We start from the raw sequence: 16,946 nt of genomic DNA on the forward strand, positions 1-16,946 counted from the left end.
CGCGGCAGGGGTGGTGGTCTGTCTGTCCGGAAGCTAACTCGACGGGCAGTGTCATGACTGTCACCTGATCGGGGCGACGGCGGTCACCGAGCGGTCGCGAGACTCAGCCCGAACCGGTGGTCCTCGTCGGTCCACCACCGGGTCGGCTCGAACCCGGCGGCGGCCAGTTCCGCGGCCACCCCGTCCTGGCGGAACTTCGCCGAGATCTCGGTCCGCACCTCCTCGCCGCGGGCGAACTCGACGGTCAGGTCGACGGCCGGGATCCGTACCCGCATCGCGTGCCGGGCCCGCAGCCGCATCTCGATCCACTCGTGCTCGGCGTCCCAGACCGCGGCGTGGTCGAACTCCTCCGGCTCGAAGTCCGCGCCCAGTTCCCGGTTCAGCACCCGGAGCACGTTGCGGTTGAAATCGGCGGTCACGCCCGCGGCGTCGTCGTAGGCGGGCACCAGGACGTCCGGCGACTTCACCAGGTCGGTGCCGAGCAGGAGCGTCTCGCCCGGGCGCAGCGCCGCCCGGACGTCCCGCAGGAACCGGGCCCGGTCCGCGGGCACCAGGTTGCCGATCGTCCCGCCGAGCAGCACCACCGACCGGTGGCCGGTGGCCGGCAGCCGGTCCAGGTGATGCTCGAAGTCGGCGACGACCGCGTGCACGGCGAGCCCGGGGTACTCCCAGAGCAGACCCGCCGCCGCGGTGCGCAGCGCGGCGTCGGAGACGTCGACCGGGACGTAGGTCCCCAGGCTTCCGGTGGCTCGCAGCGCGTCGACCAGCAGGCGGGTCTTCTCCGCCGAGCCGGCGCCGAGCTCGACCAGCGTCGTCGCCGCCGACACGGTGGCGATCTCGGCGGCCCTGGCCCGGAGGATCGAGCGCTCGGCCCGGGTCGGGTAGTACTCCGGCAACCGGGTGATCTCGTCGAACAGCTCGCTTCCGCGGTCGTCGTAGAACCAGCGCGGCGGGAGCCACTTCGCCGGCGCGGACAGCCCGGTGACGACGTCCTGGCGGAGCGCGCGGGCGGTGAAGTCGGCGGGCAGGTGGTTCTCGACGGTGAGGGTGCTGGCCACTGCAACGGTCACGACACGACCTCCACGGTGAGTGCGAGCGGGTTGACGGTGACCGCGTCGGCGGTGGCCACCAGCAGCGAGTTGTCGGGGACCTCGTGCCACCCCGGTCCGTCGTCGGTCGGCTCTGAGGCGACCAGGACGCCGGCCGGTGACGCGCGGCGCCAGCTGAGCGTGTCGCCCACGACCGTGGCCACGATCGTGGTGCCGTCGGTGGCGAGCAGGTTCAATCGCGCTCCCAGAGCGTCCGCAGCGGTTTGCTGGACGGTCGCGGTCAACGCGACCGGCAGCGGATCACCGGCGGCCAGCCGGTGCTTGGCGTAGGCCCAGAGCAGCGCGGAGTCGGTCGGGGCCTCCAGCCCGACCAGGTCCTCCGGCGGGAGCGCGGCCGCCAGGCCGTGCAACGACCCCGGCCAGCCGGGTACCGCGCCGTTGTGGCTGAACAACCACCGGTCGGACGCGAAGGGCGCGGCGGCAGCCTCGGCGAACCCCATGCCCTCGGTGCCCGACCGCACGGCGGCGAGCACCGCACCGGAGCGGACGACGCGGGCCAGGTCGAGCAGGTTGGGGTCGCCCCAGATCGGCCGGTCCCGGCGGTAGCGCGCGGGCACCGGGTCGCCGGGCGCGTACCAGCCGACGCCGAACCCGTCGGCGTTCACCGTGCCGTACCGCTGCCGCCGCGGGGCCCACGACTGGCGGAACAGCCCGTGTTCCGGCGCGATCAGGAGCTCGGCCAGCGAGATCGCCGGCCCGAGGTAGGCCAGATGCCTACACATCGGCGTCCCGGGCGTCCCTGGCGCAGCGGAACCCGCTGAAGATCTGGCGGCGGATCGGGTAGTCCCAGTTGCGGAACGTCGCCCGGACCGCGCTCTGGTCGGCCGCCCACGAGCCACCGCGCAGCACCTTGTACTCGGGCCCGAAGAACACCTCGGAGTACTCCGGGTACGGGAACATCGCGAACCCCGGGTAGGGGGTGAAGTCGCTGGAGGTCCACTCCCAGACGTCCCCGATCAGCCCCCGGACGCCCAGCGGCGACGTGCCCTTCGGGTAAGCGCCGACCGGGGCGGGCTGCAGGTAGACGCCGCCCAGGTTCGCGTGCTCGGGCGTCGGGTCCTCGTCGCCCCACGGGTAACGGAGGCTCCGGCCGGTGGCCGGGTCGTAGCGGGCGGCCTTCTCCCACTCGGCCTCGGTAGGGAGGCGCTTGCCCGCCCAGCGGGCGTAGGCGTCGGCCTCGAACCAGCAGACGTGCTGCACGGCTTCGTGCGGTGGTACCTCTTCGACGTGACCGAACCGGGTACGCCACCAGACGCCGTCCTCGCGGTGCCAGAACTGGGGCGCGGTGAGGCCCGCCGTGTTCTTGTGCGCCCAGCCCGCGGGCGTCCACCAGCGCTCGTCGTCGTACCCACCGGCGTCGATGAACGCCGCGTACTGCGCGTTGGTGACCGGGTCGGTGTCGATCCAGAACGAGTCGACGCCGACCGCGTGTGCCGGGCGCTCGTTGTCCAGCGCCCAGGGCTCGAGGTCGGTGCCCATCAGGAACATCCCGCCGGGGACGTAGACCTCGGTCCGGTCGGCTGCCGGGCCCGTCGGCGGCGGCGGCGGCGCGTCGAGGATCGGGGCACCCACCCGGAGCTGGTGGGTGGCGAGCATCGTCTCCACGTGCTGCTGCTCGTGCTGGACGATCATGCCGAACGCGAACCCGGCCTCGGTGAGGCGGCGGCCCTCCAGCGGTGTGCGCTCGAGGACCTCGAGCGCCTTGCGCCTGACCTCGGCCACGTAGGCTCCGGCCTCGTCCGGTCCGAGCAGCGGTAGCGAGGGGCGGTCGGACCGCTTGTGCTGGAACGCGTCGTAGAGGTTGTCGATGTCCTCGCGGACCGGCTCGCGGCCGCCGACGTCCCGGACGAGCCAGAGCTCCTCCTGGTTGCCGATGTGCGCGTAGTCCCAGACCAGCGGTGACATCAGCGGGGAGTGCTGGCGCACCAGGTCCTCCCGGTCGATGTCGGTGAGGCGCGCGCTCCGGCTCCGCGCCCGGTCGAGTTCCTCGGCGATCCGGGTCCGCAGCTGCTCGGGAGAGTGGCGGAGCTGTTCGAGGGTCATGAGATCGCCTCCGGGGCCTCGCGGTGCAGGTCGTGGGTGGACGCGAAGTGGTCGAGCTGGTCGTCGGCGGGTGTCCGGCCGCGGAACGTGTACCGCTCGGCGAACCGGCTGATCCGGGCGATCGCGTCGCCGGGGAGACCGGCCGCGGACGCACCCTCCAGCACGATCGTGAGCAGTTGCGACGCCGCGTGGGCCGTGCCCGGGTCGGTGAGGCCGTCGCGAGCCGCCGTGGCCCAGGCGTCCGGCCAGGTGGGCTCGCCGAGCGGCTCGACCGCCGCCAGCGCGGCGTCCCGCAGCCGGCCGGACCCGAGCAGCGTCCAGAGGACGGCGGGCGGCACCTGCCAGTCGTCGCCCGCCTGGGCGTCCAGGTAGCGCACCTCCAGGAAGCCCTTCGCGCGCACCGGCGGGAACAGCGTGCTGAGGTGGTACTCGAGGTCGGCGTAGGTGGCCGGACGGTCCAGCGCGCCGTCGATCCAGTCCGCGAACGTGACGTCGCGCGGAGCGTCCCAGCAGTCGGACTCGTTCGGCAGGCAGAGCAGCCGGGCGTCGAGCGCGGCGGCCGCGTAGGCGGCCCTCGGGTCGCCGGTGGCGCTGACCGAGGTGGTTCGCCCTGGGTCGAGCTTGATCCAGACCCGCTGCCGGGTGGAGTGCCAACCGGTCGGGGCGCCCGCGTAGATCGGCGAGTTCGCGAACAGCGCGACCAGCGTCGGGCCGATCGCGTGCAGCGTCCGCCACCGCTCGGCGAGCGCGTGTTCACCGGACTCCGTGCCCGCATCGACCGAGAGCTGGACCGACGCGGTGGACCCCATCATCAGCCTGCCCGCTGCGCCGTCCCGGTCGAAGTACCGCTCCATCGCCGCGTACCGGGCCTTCTGCACGATGCGGGTGGCCGGCCGGTGGGCGTCGATGCCGGAGTGGCCGACCGCGAGGCCGTAGCGGGCCAGCGCGGCCCGGACGGCGTCCGCGTCGGTGCTCGCGGCGGCCAGACAGTCGGCGAACGTCCCCCACGCCTGCGTGGAGAGCTCGACCTGGCCACCGGGTTCGACGGTGACCGTCGAGCCGGCGGGGAGCGGGGCGCCGAGGGCCGTCGGATCGGCCGTCGACGAGGTGAGAATGGGAGGGCTCCAGCGTCCGAGTGCGGAGGCGAGCCGCTCGACCGGGATGAGCGCGGCGGGGTCGGTGGGGTCGTAGATCAGGCGTTCCAGCTCGATACCCGCCAGCCGCGGTGGTCCGATCTTGAAGCAGATCTTCGCCACGAACGCCTCGGCGTCCGCGCGAGTACGGATCGGTTCGGCGAGCGGATCCTGCTCGGCCACCGCCGTACCGCGCGACGTCACCGTCGTCTCGGACACGTGTCTTCCACCTCCGCTGTCGCACTGCCCGACTGGCCATGTTCTCTCGGAATCGGGCGACCTGCATCCGAGGATGCACGACACGGAGATGCACAGTTGCCAACAAAGAGGGGAAAACGGCCTGGCCAATTCGGCTAGACGGTCGTCGACAAAAGGGCCGAATCTGGCCGGTTCTGCCGCCTACGCCGCCTCCGCACTCCGCGCTGCGTATGCTCCGCCCTACGTGACGGATGTGATGGACGTTGTTGACACTGACAGGTGTCAACGCCTAACGCGGAGCAATGATGGCTCGCGGTCGACACCGCAGTGAGCAAGTCAGCCGACGGTCGGCGGTCGAACGGGTCGCCGCCACTCGATCCTCCCGGCGGAGTCGCGCGATCGCCCCGTGGGTGGTCGTGGCGATCGTTCTCGCAACCGTGGTCAGCGGAACTACCTTCGGCTACCTCTGGGTGACCGCGAGTTGCGGAGGCAGCCCGGTCGAGCTGTCGATCGCCGCTTCCCCCGATCAGGCGCCGGTCGTCGAGTCGCTGGCCGAGAAGTGGCAGGACGACGCCCCCGAGATCGACGGACGGTGCGCCGAGATCAGCGTCCGGGCGGTGCAGTCCGCCGAGGTCGCGAACTCGCTGACCACGAACTGGAAAGCGGACTCCGACGAGCCGCGGATCGACGTCTGGATGCCGGACTCGTCGATCTGGGTGCAGAGCGCCGCCGCCCGCACCGAGATCGCCGAGATGGTGTCCAACAAGCCCACGCTGATCGCCAAGTCGCCGGTCGTGATGGCGCTGCCGAAGCCGATGGCCGAGGCGCTGGGCTGGCCCGACAAGGTGATCTCCTGGGCCGAGCTGGCCAAGGCCAGGGTCGCGGGCACCACGTGGGCGCGGTACCAGCACGCCGACTGGGGTCCGCTGAAGATCGGTATCGGCGACCCGCGGGCGTCGTTCGCCGCGCTCGGCACGCTGCTCTCGGTCGCCGACGCCGACGGCAACAACGCCGTCGCCGAGGCCGAGCTCGGCAATGCGCTGGTGCTGTCCCGCGCCTCAACCGTGACCGACGTCACCGCGGACGCGTTCATCGCCAAGATGCGGCAGGTCACCAGCGAGGGCGCGCTGAAGGACGCCGGGCCGTTCCCGGCGACCGAAGCTCAGGTGGCCGCCTACGACAACGCGAAGCCGAAGGTCCCGCTCGTCGCGGTCAACCCGCTCGAGGGCACGGTCTTCGCCGACTACCAGTACCTGGTGCTCAAGGCCGACTGGGTCGACTCGGTGCGGCAGCAGGTCGCCGCGGAGTTCCTGAAGTACCTGCAGGGCGACGAGAGCCGCAAGGCCTACGGAGCGGCCGGGTTCCGCGACCCGCAGCTCTCGACCCAGTACGCGGTCGGGCTCGACACCGAACTCGGCATGGGACAGACCGCGGAGGCGGCCCGCGAGCTGCCCGAGCCCAAGTCGGTCACCCAGACCGTGGGCTACTGGACCGCGCTGCAGCGCCGGGCGAACCTGCTGGCGGTCATCGACAGCTCCGGCTCGATGGCGGAGCCGGCGCCGGACGGCAGCGGTACCCGGATGCAGGTGGTCCAGCAGGCCTGCCTGCGGGCGGACGCGCTGTTCCACCCCGAGTCCTCCGTCGGTAGCTGGCGGTTCTCCACGAACCTGGACGGCGACAAGGACTACGAGGAGATGGTGCCGATCGGGCCGGTCGGTGGCCAGCTGCCGGACGGCACGCCCCGGCGGGACGCACTGGACGCGTCGGTCTACCGCGACCTCCAGCCGGAAGGCTCGACCGGGCTCTACGACACCCTGCTCGCCGCATACAAGTTCATGCAGGAAAACTGGCTCGGTGACAACCGGCTCAACCTGCTGGTGCTGATGACCGACGGCAAGAACGAGGACCCGGACGGCATCTCGCAGCAGGAGCTGATACAGCAGCTGCGGGCCACCGCCAACCCGGACAAGCCGATCCAGGTGCTGATCATCGGGTACGGGCCGGACACCGACCTCGTCGAGCTGAAGACGATCACTAACGCGGTCGGCGGCAACGCCTACCCGGCCCGAACCGGCGCCGACATCGAAAAGGTGTTCCTCGCCACCCTGATCGGTAGGGAGAGCTGAGAAGGCGGGGCGCCTCGGCGCCCCGCCTTCCGGCGCTACTTCACCTCGTGGCGTAGGACTCGGAAGACTCCGCCGACCAGGGGCAGCAGCACCCAGAACGCCACCGACACCGCGAGGCGCGTCCAGTCGTCGCCGGTCATCGACGCGGTCAGCAGCGGCTCGGTCGTGGTGCCCAGGTCGAGCCACCCGGCGACGTCCGCCAGCACCGTGATCGTCGTACCGAGGATCGACCAGACCGTCGGAACGACGAAGTACAGGACGATCGCGAGCCCGGACGCGAGCAGCAGCGCGCCGAACGCCACCCCCATCAGCATGTTGATCAGCTGGAACAGCAGCGCGTAGAACACCGCGTCCACGCCCAGCTCCCACGCGCCGCCGCGGTTCAGCAGGTCGGCCGCCAGGTTGCCGAGCACCGCGACGACCACCGAAACGATCACCGACAGCAGCGTGATGACGACCGCGGCCAACAGCTTCGCGGTCAGCACCCGGTGCCGCCGCGGTACCAGCGCGAACGTCGTCAGCGCGGTGCGCTGGTTCCACTCGCTGGTCACCGCGAGGATGCCGAGCACCGGCAGCAGCACGCTCACCCCGCCGGTGGCGAACGTCAGGAAGTTCTCCAGCGTCCGGGTGTCCGACGGCCCGGCGAAGACCCGCACGGTCACCAGCCCGACGACGATCAGCCCGACGCTCGCCAGCAACCAGCGCCCGGCCCTGGTGTCGGCCATCTTCCGCAGCTCCACGAGCGTGAGGCGACCCATCGACGGGGCCGCAGGCGCCGCCGGCCGTTGCACGGCGATCTGTTCGGCTACCGCGGTCATGCCGCCACCTCCTCGTGCTGGGCAGCGGTGAGCTGCAGGAACATCTCCTCCAGGCCGTTTCCGTCGGCCGATCGGAGCTCGGTGAGGACAACACCCGCCGCGGCGGCCGCACGACCGACCGCTTCGGTGTCCGCGTCGACCGAGAAGCCGCCGCCGGGGGCTCCGGCCGCCGACAGCCCGGCGGCCTCCAGGGCCGCGCGGAGCGCGTTCGGGTCGGTGGCTCGCACCCGGACACCCGCAGCGCTGAGCAGGTCGGCCTTGCTGCCCTGGGCGACGATCCGGCCGCGGCCGATGACGACCAGGTGGTCGGCGATCACCTCGACCTCGCGGAGCAGGTGCGAGGAGAGCAGCACGGTGCCGCCGCGGTCGGCGAACTCGCGGAGCAACCCGCGCATCCAGAAGATGCCCTCCGGGTCGAGACCGTTGGCCGGCTCGTCGAGGATCAGCACGGTCGGGTCGCCGAGCAGCGCGTGCGCCAGCCCGAGACGCTGACGCATGCCGAGCGAGTAGGCACCGACGCGGCGCTTGGCGGCCTCCGGCGGCAGCCCGACCCGGTCGAGCAGCGCGCGGACCCGGTCCCGCTCGACGCCGAGGACGCGGGCGGAGACGGCCAGCACCTCGTAGCCGGTGCGGCCGGCGTGCTGCGCACCGGCGTCGAGCAGGACGCCGACCTCGCGTCCGGGGTTGGGTAGGTCACGGTACGGCAGGCCGCTGACGGCCGACGTGCCGTGCGTGGGCGGGGTGAGCCCGCAGATCATCCGCAGCGTGGTGGACTTGCCTGCGCCGTTCGGGCCCAGGAAGCCGGTGACGCTACCCGGTTCGCAGCGGAACGAGACGTCGTCCACCGCGAGATAGCCGCCGTACCGTTTGGTGAGTCGGTCAACAACGATCATGGGTATGAGCGTCGCTGCGGACGGCGTCCCCAGGCTTCGCCCGGAAGGCTACGGCGGGTCACCGAAGTCGCAACGACGATCAACTTTGGTCGGTATCCGACCGCCTTCGGCGGTCGTAGCCTGACCGCATGGGCTCGGTGGCGGACAAACTCGAGGCGGACGCCGAGCCCGTCACCGACGAGGCGATGCTGCTGACGCTCGCGACCGACCGCCCGGAGCCCGACTCGTCGCCCCGGCGCCAACGCCTGATCGACGTGATCTGCGTGGTGGTGTCGGCCGCGCTGCCCTGTGGTTTCTGGATCGCGCTGGCGACCGGCCACACCGTGGTCGAGGAGCCGATCCAGTGGTTCGACCTGATCATGGCCACGGTGTGCGCCCCGCTGGTCTGGTGGCGCCGTCGCTGGCCGACGACGATCTCGGTCGTCGTCTCGGTGCTGGCCACCGTCGCGACGCTGGCCAGCATCGCGCAGGGCATCACGCTGCTCACGGTCGCGATCCACCGACGGCCGCGGCAGGTCCTGCTCGCCTCGGCGGTGTTCGTCGCGACCGGCGCGGTCTACAACATGGTGCGGCCGAGCCCGGATGTCCCGTACTGGGTCACGTTCCTCATGGTGAACCTGCTCGCCGCCGGTCTGGTGGCGTGGGGAAGCTTCATCAAGGCCAGGCGCGCGCTGATCGCCTCGCTGCGCGAGCGGGCCCGGCGCGCCGAGGAGGAGCAGCACCGCCGCGTCGAGCAGGCCCGCCAGCTGGAGCGCACCCGGATCGCCAGGGAGATGCACGACGTCCTCGCGCACCGGATCTCGCTGCTGAGCCTGCACGCGGGTGCGCTGGAGTTCCGCCCGGACGCGCCGCCGGACGAGATCGCACGGGCCGCCGGCGTGATCCGGGCGAGCGCTCACGAGGCGCTCCAGGACCTCCGCGACGTCATCGGCGTGCTGCGCGCCGGGGGCAACGACACCGAGCACGACCGGCCCCAGCCGACGCTCGGCGACGTGCCGGGGCTGGTCACCGAGGCGCGGCGGGCCGGGTCGACGATCGACCTGGACGTCCAGGTGGACGATGCGGACGCGGTGCCGCCGGTGATCGGCCGGACGGCGTACCGAGTCGTGCAGGAGGGGCTCACCAACGCCCGCAAACACGCGCGGGGCGCGGCGGTGCGGGTGATGGTGAGCGGCAACCGGCACGAGGGGCTCACCGTCGAGGTGCGGAACTGGCTGCCGCTTCGGAGTGCGGTGGTGACCGATCAAATTCCTGGTACCGGCACCGGCATCATCGGGCTCGGCGAACGCGTCGGGCTCGCCGGCGGACGGTTGGAGCACGGCCCCTCGACAGCAGGCGACTTCCGGCTGAAAGCATGGTTGCCGTGGGAGAGCTGACCAGGGTGCTGATCGTGGACGACGACGCGCTGGTACGGGCCGGGCTGACGATGATCCTGTCCGGCACCGACGACCTGCGGGTGGTCGGCGAGGCCGCGGACGGCATCGAGGTTAGCGCCGCGGTCGCCGCGTGCGCGCCGGACGTCGTCCTGATGGACATTCGGATGCCCCGGCTGGACGGCCTGGCCGCCACCGAGGCGCTGCGCAAGCGACCGGATCCGCCCGAGGTGATCGTGCTGACGACGTTCGACGCGGACGAGTACGTGCTGCGCGCGCTGCGGGCCGGGGCAGGCGGCTTCCTGCTCAAGGACACGCCGCCCGCCGAGATCGTCCGCGCGATCCGGTCGGTCGCGGCCGGCGAGCCGATGCTCTCCCCCACCGTCACCCGGCAGTTGATCGCGCACGTCGCCGAGGCGGGCGTCGACTCGCGCAAGGCGCATGCGACCCGCCTGCTCGGCCAACTCAGCCCGCGCGAGCTGGAGGTGGCCGAGGCGGTCGGACGGGGCGCCTCGAACGCCGAGATCGCCGGTGAACTGTTCATGAGCGTGGCCACCGTCAAGGCGCACGTGTCGCGGATCCTGACCCGGCTCGGGCTGAACAACCGCGTGCAGCTGGCGTTACTCGCTCACGACGCCGGCACGTAGAACGCGTGCTGCTTGCTCGGGGTCGTCGGCTTCGGTGATCGCCCGGACCACGACGACGCGGGCGGCGCCGGCGTCGGTGACCGCGCCGAGCCGGGCCTCGTCGATGCCACCGATCGCGAACCAGGGCCGGGTCGCAACGGTCGCGACGTGCCGGACCAGGTCGAGGCCCGGGGCGGGGCGCCCCGGCTTGGTCGGCGTCGGCCAGCACGGGCCGACGCAGAAGTAGTCGACGCCGGGCTCCGCGTCGGCGGCCGCGGCCTGCTCCGGCGAGTGCGTGGAACGCCCGATCAGCACGTCGTCACCGAGGATCCGGCGGGCCCAGGTCACCGGCAGGTCGTCCTGGCCCAGGTGCAGGACGTCGGCTCCGACGGCCAGCGCGACGTCGGCCCGGTCGTTGACCGCGAGCAGCGCGCCGTGCCGCTCGCAGGCCTCCTTCAGGATCTCGAGGCGCTGGAGCTCGTGGCGCGCTTCGATGCCCTTCTCGCGCAGCTGGATGATGTCGACGCCGCCGGCGAGGACGGCGTCGGCGAACTCGGCGAGGTCGGGCCGGTCGGGCGTGCACAGGTAGAGCCGCGCGTCCGCCAGCCGCGCCCGGGCGGTCGTCATTCGGGCACCGGTGGGGACGAGGCCTGGGCGTACCAGCGGCGGGGCACCCGCCCGGCGCGGTAGGCCAGCCGGCCGCTCTCGACCGCGAGCCGCATCGCGGTGGCCATCGCGACCGGGTCGCGGGCGCCGGTGACCGCGGTCGCGAGCAGCACGCCGTCACAGCCGAGCTCCATCGCCAGCGCGGCATCGCTGGCGGTGCCGATCCCGGCGTCGAGGATGACCGGAACGGGCGCCTCCTCGACGATCAACGCGATGTTGTGCGGGTTCCGGATCCCGAGCCCCGACCCGATCGGCGAACCGAGCGGCATCACGGCCGCGCAGCCCACCTCGGCCAGCCGCCGGGCGAGGATCGGGTCGTCGTTGGTGTACGGCAGCACGATGAACCCGTCGGCGACCAGTTGCTCCGCCGCGGTGAGCAGCTCGACCGGGTCCGGCAGCAGCGTCCGGTCGTCGGCCACCACTTCGAGCTTCACCCAGTCGGTCTCCAGCGCCTCCCGGCCGAGGCGTGCGGTGAGCAGCGCCTCGGCGGCGGTGCGACACCCGGCGGTGTTCGGCAGCGCCTCGATGCCGCACTCGCGGAGCAGCGGAAACACGCCCGTGCCCGTCTCGACGTCGACCCGGCGGAGCGCCACCGTCGTCAGCACGGTGCCGGACGCGCGGAGCGCCTCCCCGAGCACCGCGAGGCTGATCGCACCACCGCCGGTCCCCATCACGAGCCGGGATGCCAGTGGCTTCCCGGCGATGATCAGCGCGTCCGTCTCAACCACCTTGCACCGCCGTAATGATCTCCACGGTGTCCCCGTCGACCAGCTGGGTCCCGGCCCAGCCGCCGCGCGGCACCACCTCTCCGTTGACCGCCACCGCGACGCCCTGCGCGAATCCGGCCGGGCGCTGCGTCACCTCCTGGACGATCGCCGCGATCGTGGGCGGCTCCGCCACGTCGATCCGCCGGCCGTTCACTCGCAGCGTCGTCATCGCCCACCCCCGCGATGCGCCGCCCGCGGCACTCCCGCCGCGTCGGCCTCGCCGGGACCCGTGGCACGGGATGTTCCCGCTGCTGCGGGGAAGCGGTCGGGGGCGAACGCGCCGGCGACGGCCGCGTCCGGCGTGTGCCCCGCGCCGGTGACCAGGTGCGTGATGATCGCGGCCGTGAGCGGCGCCAGCAGGATTCCGTTACGCCCGTGCCCGGTCGCCACCAGGGTGTCGCCGCCGACCCACCCGACCAGCGGCGCTCCGTCCGTGCTCATCGGCCGCAGCCCGGCCGACGTCTCGACCAGCGCGTACTCGTCGATCGACGGCAGCACCCTGCGCGCGTCGGTGAGCAGCCGGTGGACCCCTCCGGCGGTGACCGTCCGGTCGAAGCCGACCTCGTCCTGGGTGGCCCCGACGACGAGTTCGCCGGTCGTCCGCGGAACCAGGTACACCCCGCGGCCGTCGACCAGTGCCCGCACCGTCCGGGTGAGCACCGGCGTGTGCCGCCCGGCGACCAGCCGCACGTTCTCGCCGCGCACCGGACGGACCAGCCCGGCGAGCGTCGGCGTGAGCCGCGGTGTCCAGGCACCCGCGGCGAGCACCATGACGTCGGCATCGAGCGTGAGCGGTGCTTCCACGGTGTCGGTGACGACGTGGACGCCGACGACTTCCAGCGCGGCCCAGAGCGCCCGCAACAGTGCCCGGTTGTCGACGCTGTGGTCGCCCGGCACGCTCAGCCCGCCCCGGACGCCCGGGGCGAGCGCCGGCTCGGACCGGCGGCAGGCCGTGCCGGTGAGCCGCTCGACGTCGAGGCCGAGCGTGGCCAGCCGGGCCGCGAGCTCGTCCAGGGCTGCCACGTCGTCCGCGCTGTACCCCGCGACGAGCGTGCCGGTCGTCCGGTAGCCGGGGTCGATGCCGGTGGACGTCAGGTCGGCCGCGAACGCCGGCCAGGCGTCGACGGCACGGCGACCGGCGGCGAGCAGGGCCGGTTCGGTGGGGTGGGCCTCGGTGATCGGCGCGAGCATGCCGGCCGCGATCCGGCTCGCACCCTGGGCCGGGTCCGGCTCGATCAGCGTGACGTCGGCGCCTGCCCGGGCCAGCTGCCAGGCGCACGAGAGCCCGATCACCCCGCCCCCGACGACCGCGACACGGACGGCGCTCACGACGGCGCTCCAGCCACCGCCCCGGCCGACGTGGACTCAGCCGCGGCGACCGGGCTGGGGTGGCCGGCTGGGTCGTCGGCCGTGGGGTGGCCGACGGGGCCGTGGCCCGCGCCGACCGAGTAGCTGGTCGCGACCGCCCTCGTCACGTACCGCTTGGCCACCGCGACGGCGTCCGGCAGCGTGTCGCCACCTGCCAGCCGGGCGGCGATCGCGGCGGCCAGCGTGTCGCCGCTGCCGTGCGTGTTGCCGGTCTCGATCCGTTCGGCGTCCAGCCACCAGGAGGTGACGCCGTCGGTGAGCAGGTCACGGCTGCGCGGGCCGGTGCCGTGGCCGCCCTTGACCAGGGCGTGCTCCGCCCCGAGCGCGAGCAGTGCCCGGGCGGCGTCCGGCTGGTCGCGCGTCCCGACCAGCAACGCTGCCTCGTCGAGGTTCGGGGTCACCACCGTGGCCAGCGCGAACAAGTCGCGCAGCGCGGCCAGAGCGTCGGCCCGGAGCAGCGGGTCGCCGTGCATCGACGCGCACACCGGGTCGACAACCAGCGGGATCGTCCCGCCGCGCCCGATGCCGTGCTCGCGGAACGCCGTGGCGATCGCCTCGATGATCGGCGCCGACGCGAGCATCCCGGTCTTCACCGCGGTCGGGCGGAGGTCTCCGACGACCGACGCGATCTGGTCGGCGACGATCTGCGGCGGTATCTCGTGGACGCCGGTGACCCCGACCGTGTTCTGCACGGTCACCGCCGTGACCGCGGTGGTGCCGTGAACGCCGAACGCGGCGAACGTGTGCAGGTCGGCCTGCAGACCGGCCCCGCCCCCCGAGTCCGACCCCGCCACGGTCATCGCCACCGTGGGCCTGTTCACGGCTCCACCACGGGCAGGTAGATCTTGGCGCCTGCGGCCTGGAACTCGGCGGACTTCGCGGCCATGCCGGCCTCGGCAAGCGCCAGGTTGGGTGCGGCGGCCGGCTCCGTGGCGTCCGCATAGCTTGTACGCAGGTCGTGCGAGATGCGCATCGAGCAGAACTTCGGACCGCACATCGAACAGAAGTGCGCGGTCTTCGCCGGCGCAGCCGGCAGTGTTTCGTCGTGGTAGGACTGCGCGGTCTCCGGGTCGAGCGCCAACGCGAACTGGTCGGCCCAGCGGAACTCGAAGCGCGCGTCGGAGAGCTGGTCGTCGTGGTCCTGGGCGCCGGGGTGCCCCTTGGCGACGTCGGCCGAGTGCGCGGCGATCTTGTACGCGATGACGCCCGCCTTGACGTCGTCCCGGTCCGGGAGTCCGAGGTGCTCCTTCGGCGTGACGTAACAGAGCATCGCGGTGCCGTGCCACGCGATCATCGCGGCGCCGATCGCGGACGTGATGTGGTCGTAGCCGGGCGCGACGTCCGTGGCCAGCGGGCCGAGCGTGTAGAACGGTGCCTCGTCGCACCATTCCTGCTGGAGCTTCACGTTCTCGGCGATCTTGTCCATCGGCACGTGCCCCGGACCTTCGATCATCGTCTGGACGCCGTGGGCCTTGGCGACCTGGGTCAGCTCACCGAGCGTGCGGAGTTCCGCCAGCTGAGCGTCGTCGTTCGCGTCGTAGACCGAGCCGGGCCGCAGACCGTCACCGAGTGAGAACGTGACGTCGTAGTCGCGCAGGATCTCGCAGAGCTCGGCGAAGTGCGTGTAGAGGAAGTTCTCCCGGTGGTGGGCCAGGCACCACGCGGCCAGGATCGAACCACCGCGGGACACGATGCCGGTCTTCCGGCCGACCGTGAGCGGGATGTAGGCCATCCGGACGCCTGCGTGGACGGTCATGTAGTCGACGCCCTGCTCGCACTGCTCGATGACGACGTCGCGGTAGACGTCCCAGGACAGCTTCGTCGGGTCGCCGTTGACCCGTTCGAGCGCCTGGTAGATCGGGACGGTGCCGATCGGGACCGGCGAGTTGCGCAGGATCCATTCGCGGGTCTCGTGGATGCGCGGGCCGGTGGAGAGGTCCATGACGGTGTCGGCGCCCCAGCGGGTCGCCCAGACCATCTTCTCGACCTCCTCGGCGGGCGAGGAGGTGACCGCCGACGTGCCGATGTTCGCGTTGACCTTCACCAGGAAGCGCTTGCCGATGATCATCGGTTCGCACTCCGGGTGGTTGACGTTCGCCGGTAAAACCGCGCGGCCTGCGGCGATCTCGTCGCGCACCACCTCGGCCGGTAGGTGCTCGCGGGCGGCGACGTACGCCATCTCGGTGGTGATCTCGCCGGCGCGGGCGGCCAGCAGCTGGGTGGGGTAGTTGCGTGGCCAGGCCTTCCGGATCTTCGGCAGGCCGTTGTCCAGGTCGGGCCGGAAATCGGACTCGGTGTACGGGCCGGAGGTGTCGTAACGCTCGACCACCTGGCCGGTGGTCAGTTCGATCTCCCGCACCGGGACGCGTAGTTCGCCCCGGTATGCCTTGCGGCTCGCCGGAAGAGGACCAACAGAGATAACACGGCTCATGTGAGCGCTCCCTACGCCGGCATTACCCGGTCAGGTTCGAGCGGTCGGCGGCACCGTCCTGGTCGGACAGCCACCCTCTCAGCCCGCTTTCGGCGCGAGCTCCCGCGTACAAGTGACGCGGCCACCATAACCCCGAGACCGGCCGACGGAACAGCCCACGGCGCGCGGGCTGTTCCGCCTTCACGCGCGGATCGACGCGAAAGCGGCCTCTAAGGGCGGCTTAGAGGCCGCTTTCGCGTCAGGCGACGGGCTGGGGCTCGCGGACGTGGATCGTGGGGACGACCGCGACGGCCAGTGCCGCTGCGCACGCGGCCGAAGCGAACGCCACCGGGTAGCCCGCGTGCGTCACGACCGCACCGAGCACCGGCGCGGTCAGCGCGGCGACCGCGTTCTGCCCGGTGTTGTGGATGCCCAACGCACGCCCGGCCCACCCCGGCCCGGCGTATTCGGCCACCGCGGTGAACGAGAGCCCGTTCGTCGACACCGACACGACGGCGGCCGCGACCAGCGCGGTCACCGCCACGCCCGGCACGCCGGCGGCTCCGGCCGCGAGCAGCGCGACGACGACGCCGGTGGTGCCGGCGAGCACTCGCATCGGCCCGGTGCGGCTGCCGGCTCGGTCGGACCACCAGCCGGCCATCAGACGTGCCGCCGCCCCGCCGAACGCGGCGACCGCGAGCAGCCGACCGGCCTGCGCGGCGTCCCAGTGTTCGACGTCGACCAGGAACACCAAACCGAACGTCGCGACCGCGAACTGCGGGAAGACCAGCAGGGCGCCGGAGCCGTGCAGCCGCCAGAGCATCGGAGTGCGGTATGGGCTCCCGGCTTCGGACGCTCCGCCGGACTCGACCCGCGCCGGATCGCGCACGACGACCGCGATCAGCACCGCGGTCACCAGGCACGCCGCGGCCAGGAACACGAGCGCGGGGGCGCGGCCGGATTCGCTGAGCACCGGCACCGCGACCGCGGCCACCGCGACGCCGAGCGGCTGCGCCATCTGGCGGATGCCCATGGCCAGCCCACGCTCGGCGGCGCCGAACCAGCCCAGGATCAGCCGCCCGCTGGCCGCGTTCACCGAGCCCGCGGCGGCACCGCCGACGACGAGGCAGGCCCCGAGCGCGATCGGGCCGGACACCGCGGCCGCGACCAGCAGCGCCACGCCCGCCCCGGCCAGCCCCAGCCCGATGACGCCGCGCTCGCCGTAGCGGTCGGCCAGTGCACCCCAGACCACCAGCGTCGCCAGTAGTCCAAGCGACGGGCACGCGACCAGGACGGCGGCCTCGGTGAGCGAGAGGCCGTCGGCGCGGAGACGCGGGAGGAGGTACGGCAGCCCGTAGAGGAACGCGCACCCGGCCGTCATCCCGGCCACGCCCGCCGCCAACACCACCCAACGCC

16 protein-coding genes and 1 riboswitch are annotated in these 16,946 nt (G+C 72.6%); of the genes, 3 read left to right on the forward strand and 13 right to left on the reverse strand.

All coding sequences use genetic code 11. From position 1 onward, the window contains the following. Positions 1-83 precede the first annotated feature (83 nt). Genes egtD through egtA form a run of 4 tightly spaced genes read right to left on the reverse strand, consistent with a single transcriptional unit; the run spans position 84 to position 4,504 of the window. The gene (egtD, locus tag BUB75_RS17120; RefSeq protein WP_218617573.1) at positions 84-1,070 is read right to left on the reverse strand and encodes an L-histidine N(alpha)-methyltransferase; all 987 of its coding nucleotides are present in this window, start codon (positions 1,068-1,070) and stop codon (positions 84-86) included. Further along, positions 1,067-1,831 (reverse strand): ergothioneine biosynthesis protein EgtC, encoded by a 765-nt coding sequence (egtC, locus tag BUB75_RS17125; RefSeq protein WP_073258235.1) that lies wholly within the window; start codon positions 1,829-1,831, stop codon positions 1,067-1,069. Before egtC ends, egtD begins: the two co-directional genes overlap by 4 nt. Continuing rightward, a complete protein-coding gene (egtB, locus tag BUB75_RS17130; protein WP_073258237.1) occupies positions 1,824-3,152 on the reverse strand; it encodes an ergothioneine biosynthesis protein EgtB in 1,329 nt (442 codons plus the stop codon). The genes egtC and egtB overlap by 8 nt, the downstream gene beginning before the upstream one ends. Continuing rightward, positions 3,149-4,504 (reverse strand): ergothioneine biosynthesis glutamate--cysteine ligase EgtA, encoded by a 1,356-nt coding sequence (gene egtA / locus BUB75_RS17135; RefSeq protein ID WP_073258239.1) that lies wholly within the window; start codon positions 4,502-4,504, stop codon positions 3,149-3,151. Before egtA ends, egtB begins: the two co-directional genes overlap by 4 nt. Before the next feature lie 284 nt (positions 4,505-4,788). On the opposite strand from egtA, the gene BUB75_RS17140 reads away from it, so the two are divergent. Next, positions 4,789-6,609, forward strand: coding sequence for a substrate-binding and VWA domain-containing protein (locus BUB75_RS17140; RefSeq protein ID WP_178379887.1), 1,821 nt, complete (start codon positions 4,789-4,791; stop codon positions 6,607-6,609). A gap of 35 nt (positions 6,610-6,644) precedes the next feature. Here BUB75_RS17140 and BUB75_RS17145 read toward each other — a convergent pair whose 3' ends face one another. After that, positions 6,645-7,427, reverse strand: coding sequence for an ABC transporter permease (locus BUB75_RS17145; RefSeq protein ID WP_073258243.1), 783 nt, complete (start codon positions 7,425-7,427; stop codon positions 6,645-6,647). Further along, positions 7,424-8,320 (reverse strand): ABC transporter ATP-binding protein, encoded by an 897-nt coding sequence (locus BUB75_RS17150; protein ID WP_073258245.1) that lies wholly within the window; start codon positions 8,318-8,320, stop codon positions 7,424-7,426. The genes BUB75_RS17145 and BUB75_RS17150 overlap by 4 nt, the downstream gene beginning before the upstream one ends. Before the next feature lie 128 nt (positions 8,321-8,448). Between BUB75_RS17150 and BUB75_RS17155 the strand changes: the two genes are divergently transcribed. Both BUB75_RS17155 and BUB75_RS17160 read left to right on the forward strand, forming a co-directional pair. Continuing rightward, positions 8,449-9,696: a sensor histidine kinase gene (locus BUB75_RS17155; RefSeq protein ID WP_073258247.1), complete on the forward strand. Its 1,248-nt coding sequence runs from the start codon at positions 8,449-8,451 to the stop codon at positions 9,694-9,696. After that, positions 9,675-10,340 (forward strand): response regulator, encoded by a 666-nt coding sequence (locus tag BUB75_RS17160; RefSeq protein ID WP_073258249.1) that lies wholly within the window; start codon positions 9,675-9,677, stop codon positions 10,338-10,340. Before BUB75_RS17155 ends, BUB75_RS17160 begins: the two co-directional genes overlap by 22 nt. On the opposite strand, the gene thiE is transcribed toward BUB75_RS17160, so the two are convergent. The 7 genes from thiE to BUB75_RS17195 form a co-directional block, all read right to left on the reverse strand. Then, positions 10,314-10,946: a thiamine phosphate synthase gene (thiE, locus tag BUB75_RS17165; RefSeq protein WP_073258251.1), complete on the reverse strand. Its 633-nt coding sequence runs from the start codon at positions 10,944-10,946 to the stop codon at positions 10,314-10,316. The genes BUB75_RS17160 and thiE overlap by 27 nt on opposite strands. Further along, complete coding sequence (thiG, locus tag BUB75_RS17170) at positions 10,943-11,656, reverse strand: thiazole synthase (protein WP_084741399.1); 714 nt, start codon at positions 11,654-11,656, stop codon at positions 10,943-10,945. Before thiG ends, thiE begins: the two co-directional genes overlap by 4 nt. A gap of 49 nt (positions 11,657-11,705) precedes the next feature. Continuing rightward, positions 11,706-11,921, reverse strand: coding sequence for a sulfur carrier protein ThiS (thiS, locus tag BUB75_RS17175; RefSeq protein WP_073258255.1), 216 nt, complete (start codon positions 11,919-11,921; stop codon positions 11,706-11,708). Next, positions 11,918-13,081 (reverse strand): glycine oxidase ThiO, encoded by a 1,164-nt coding sequence (gene thiO, locus BUB75_RS17180; protein ID WP_073258257.1) that lies wholly within the window; start codon positions 13,079-13,081, stop codon positions 11,918-11,920. The genes thiS and thiO overlap by 4 nt, the downstream gene beginning before the upstream one ends. Then, the gene (thiD, locus tag BUB75_RS17185) at positions 13,078-13,920 is read right to left on the reverse strand and encodes a bifunctional hydroxymethylpyrimidine kinase/phosphomethylpyrimidine kinase (protein WP_084741404.1); all 843 of its coding nucleotides are present in this window, start codon (positions 13,918-13,920) and stop codon (positions 13,078-13,080) included. Before thiD ends, thiO begins: the two co-directional genes overlap by 4 nt. A gap of 17 nt (positions 13,921-13,937) precedes the next feature. Then, positions 13,938-15,551 (reverse strand): phosphomethylpyrimidine synthase ThiC, encoded by a 1,614-nt coding sequence (gene thiC / locus BUB75_RS17190; RefSeq protein WP_073258261.1) that lies wholly within the window; start codon positions 15,549-15,551, stop codon positions 13,938-13,940. Beyond that, positions 15,543-15,667: riboswitch (TPP riboswitch) on the reverse strand. It overlaps the preceding gene by 9 nt. A 122-nt stretch (positions 15,668-15,789) precedes the next feature. Next, positions 15,790-16,938 carry an MFS transporter gene (locus BUB75_RS17195; protein WP_218617574.1) on the reverse strand — a complete coding sequence of 383 codons (1,149 nt, stop codon included), beginning with the start codon at positions 16,936-16,938 and terminating at the stop codon, positions 15,790-15,792. Between the last annotated feature and the right edge of the window lie 8 nt (positions 16,939-16,946).

This window comes from Cryptosporangium aurantiacum (assembly GCF_900143005.1).
Lineage (GTDB): Bacteria > Actinomycetota > Actinomycetes > Mycobacteriales > Cryptosporangiaceae > Cryptosporangium > Cryptosporangium aurantiacum.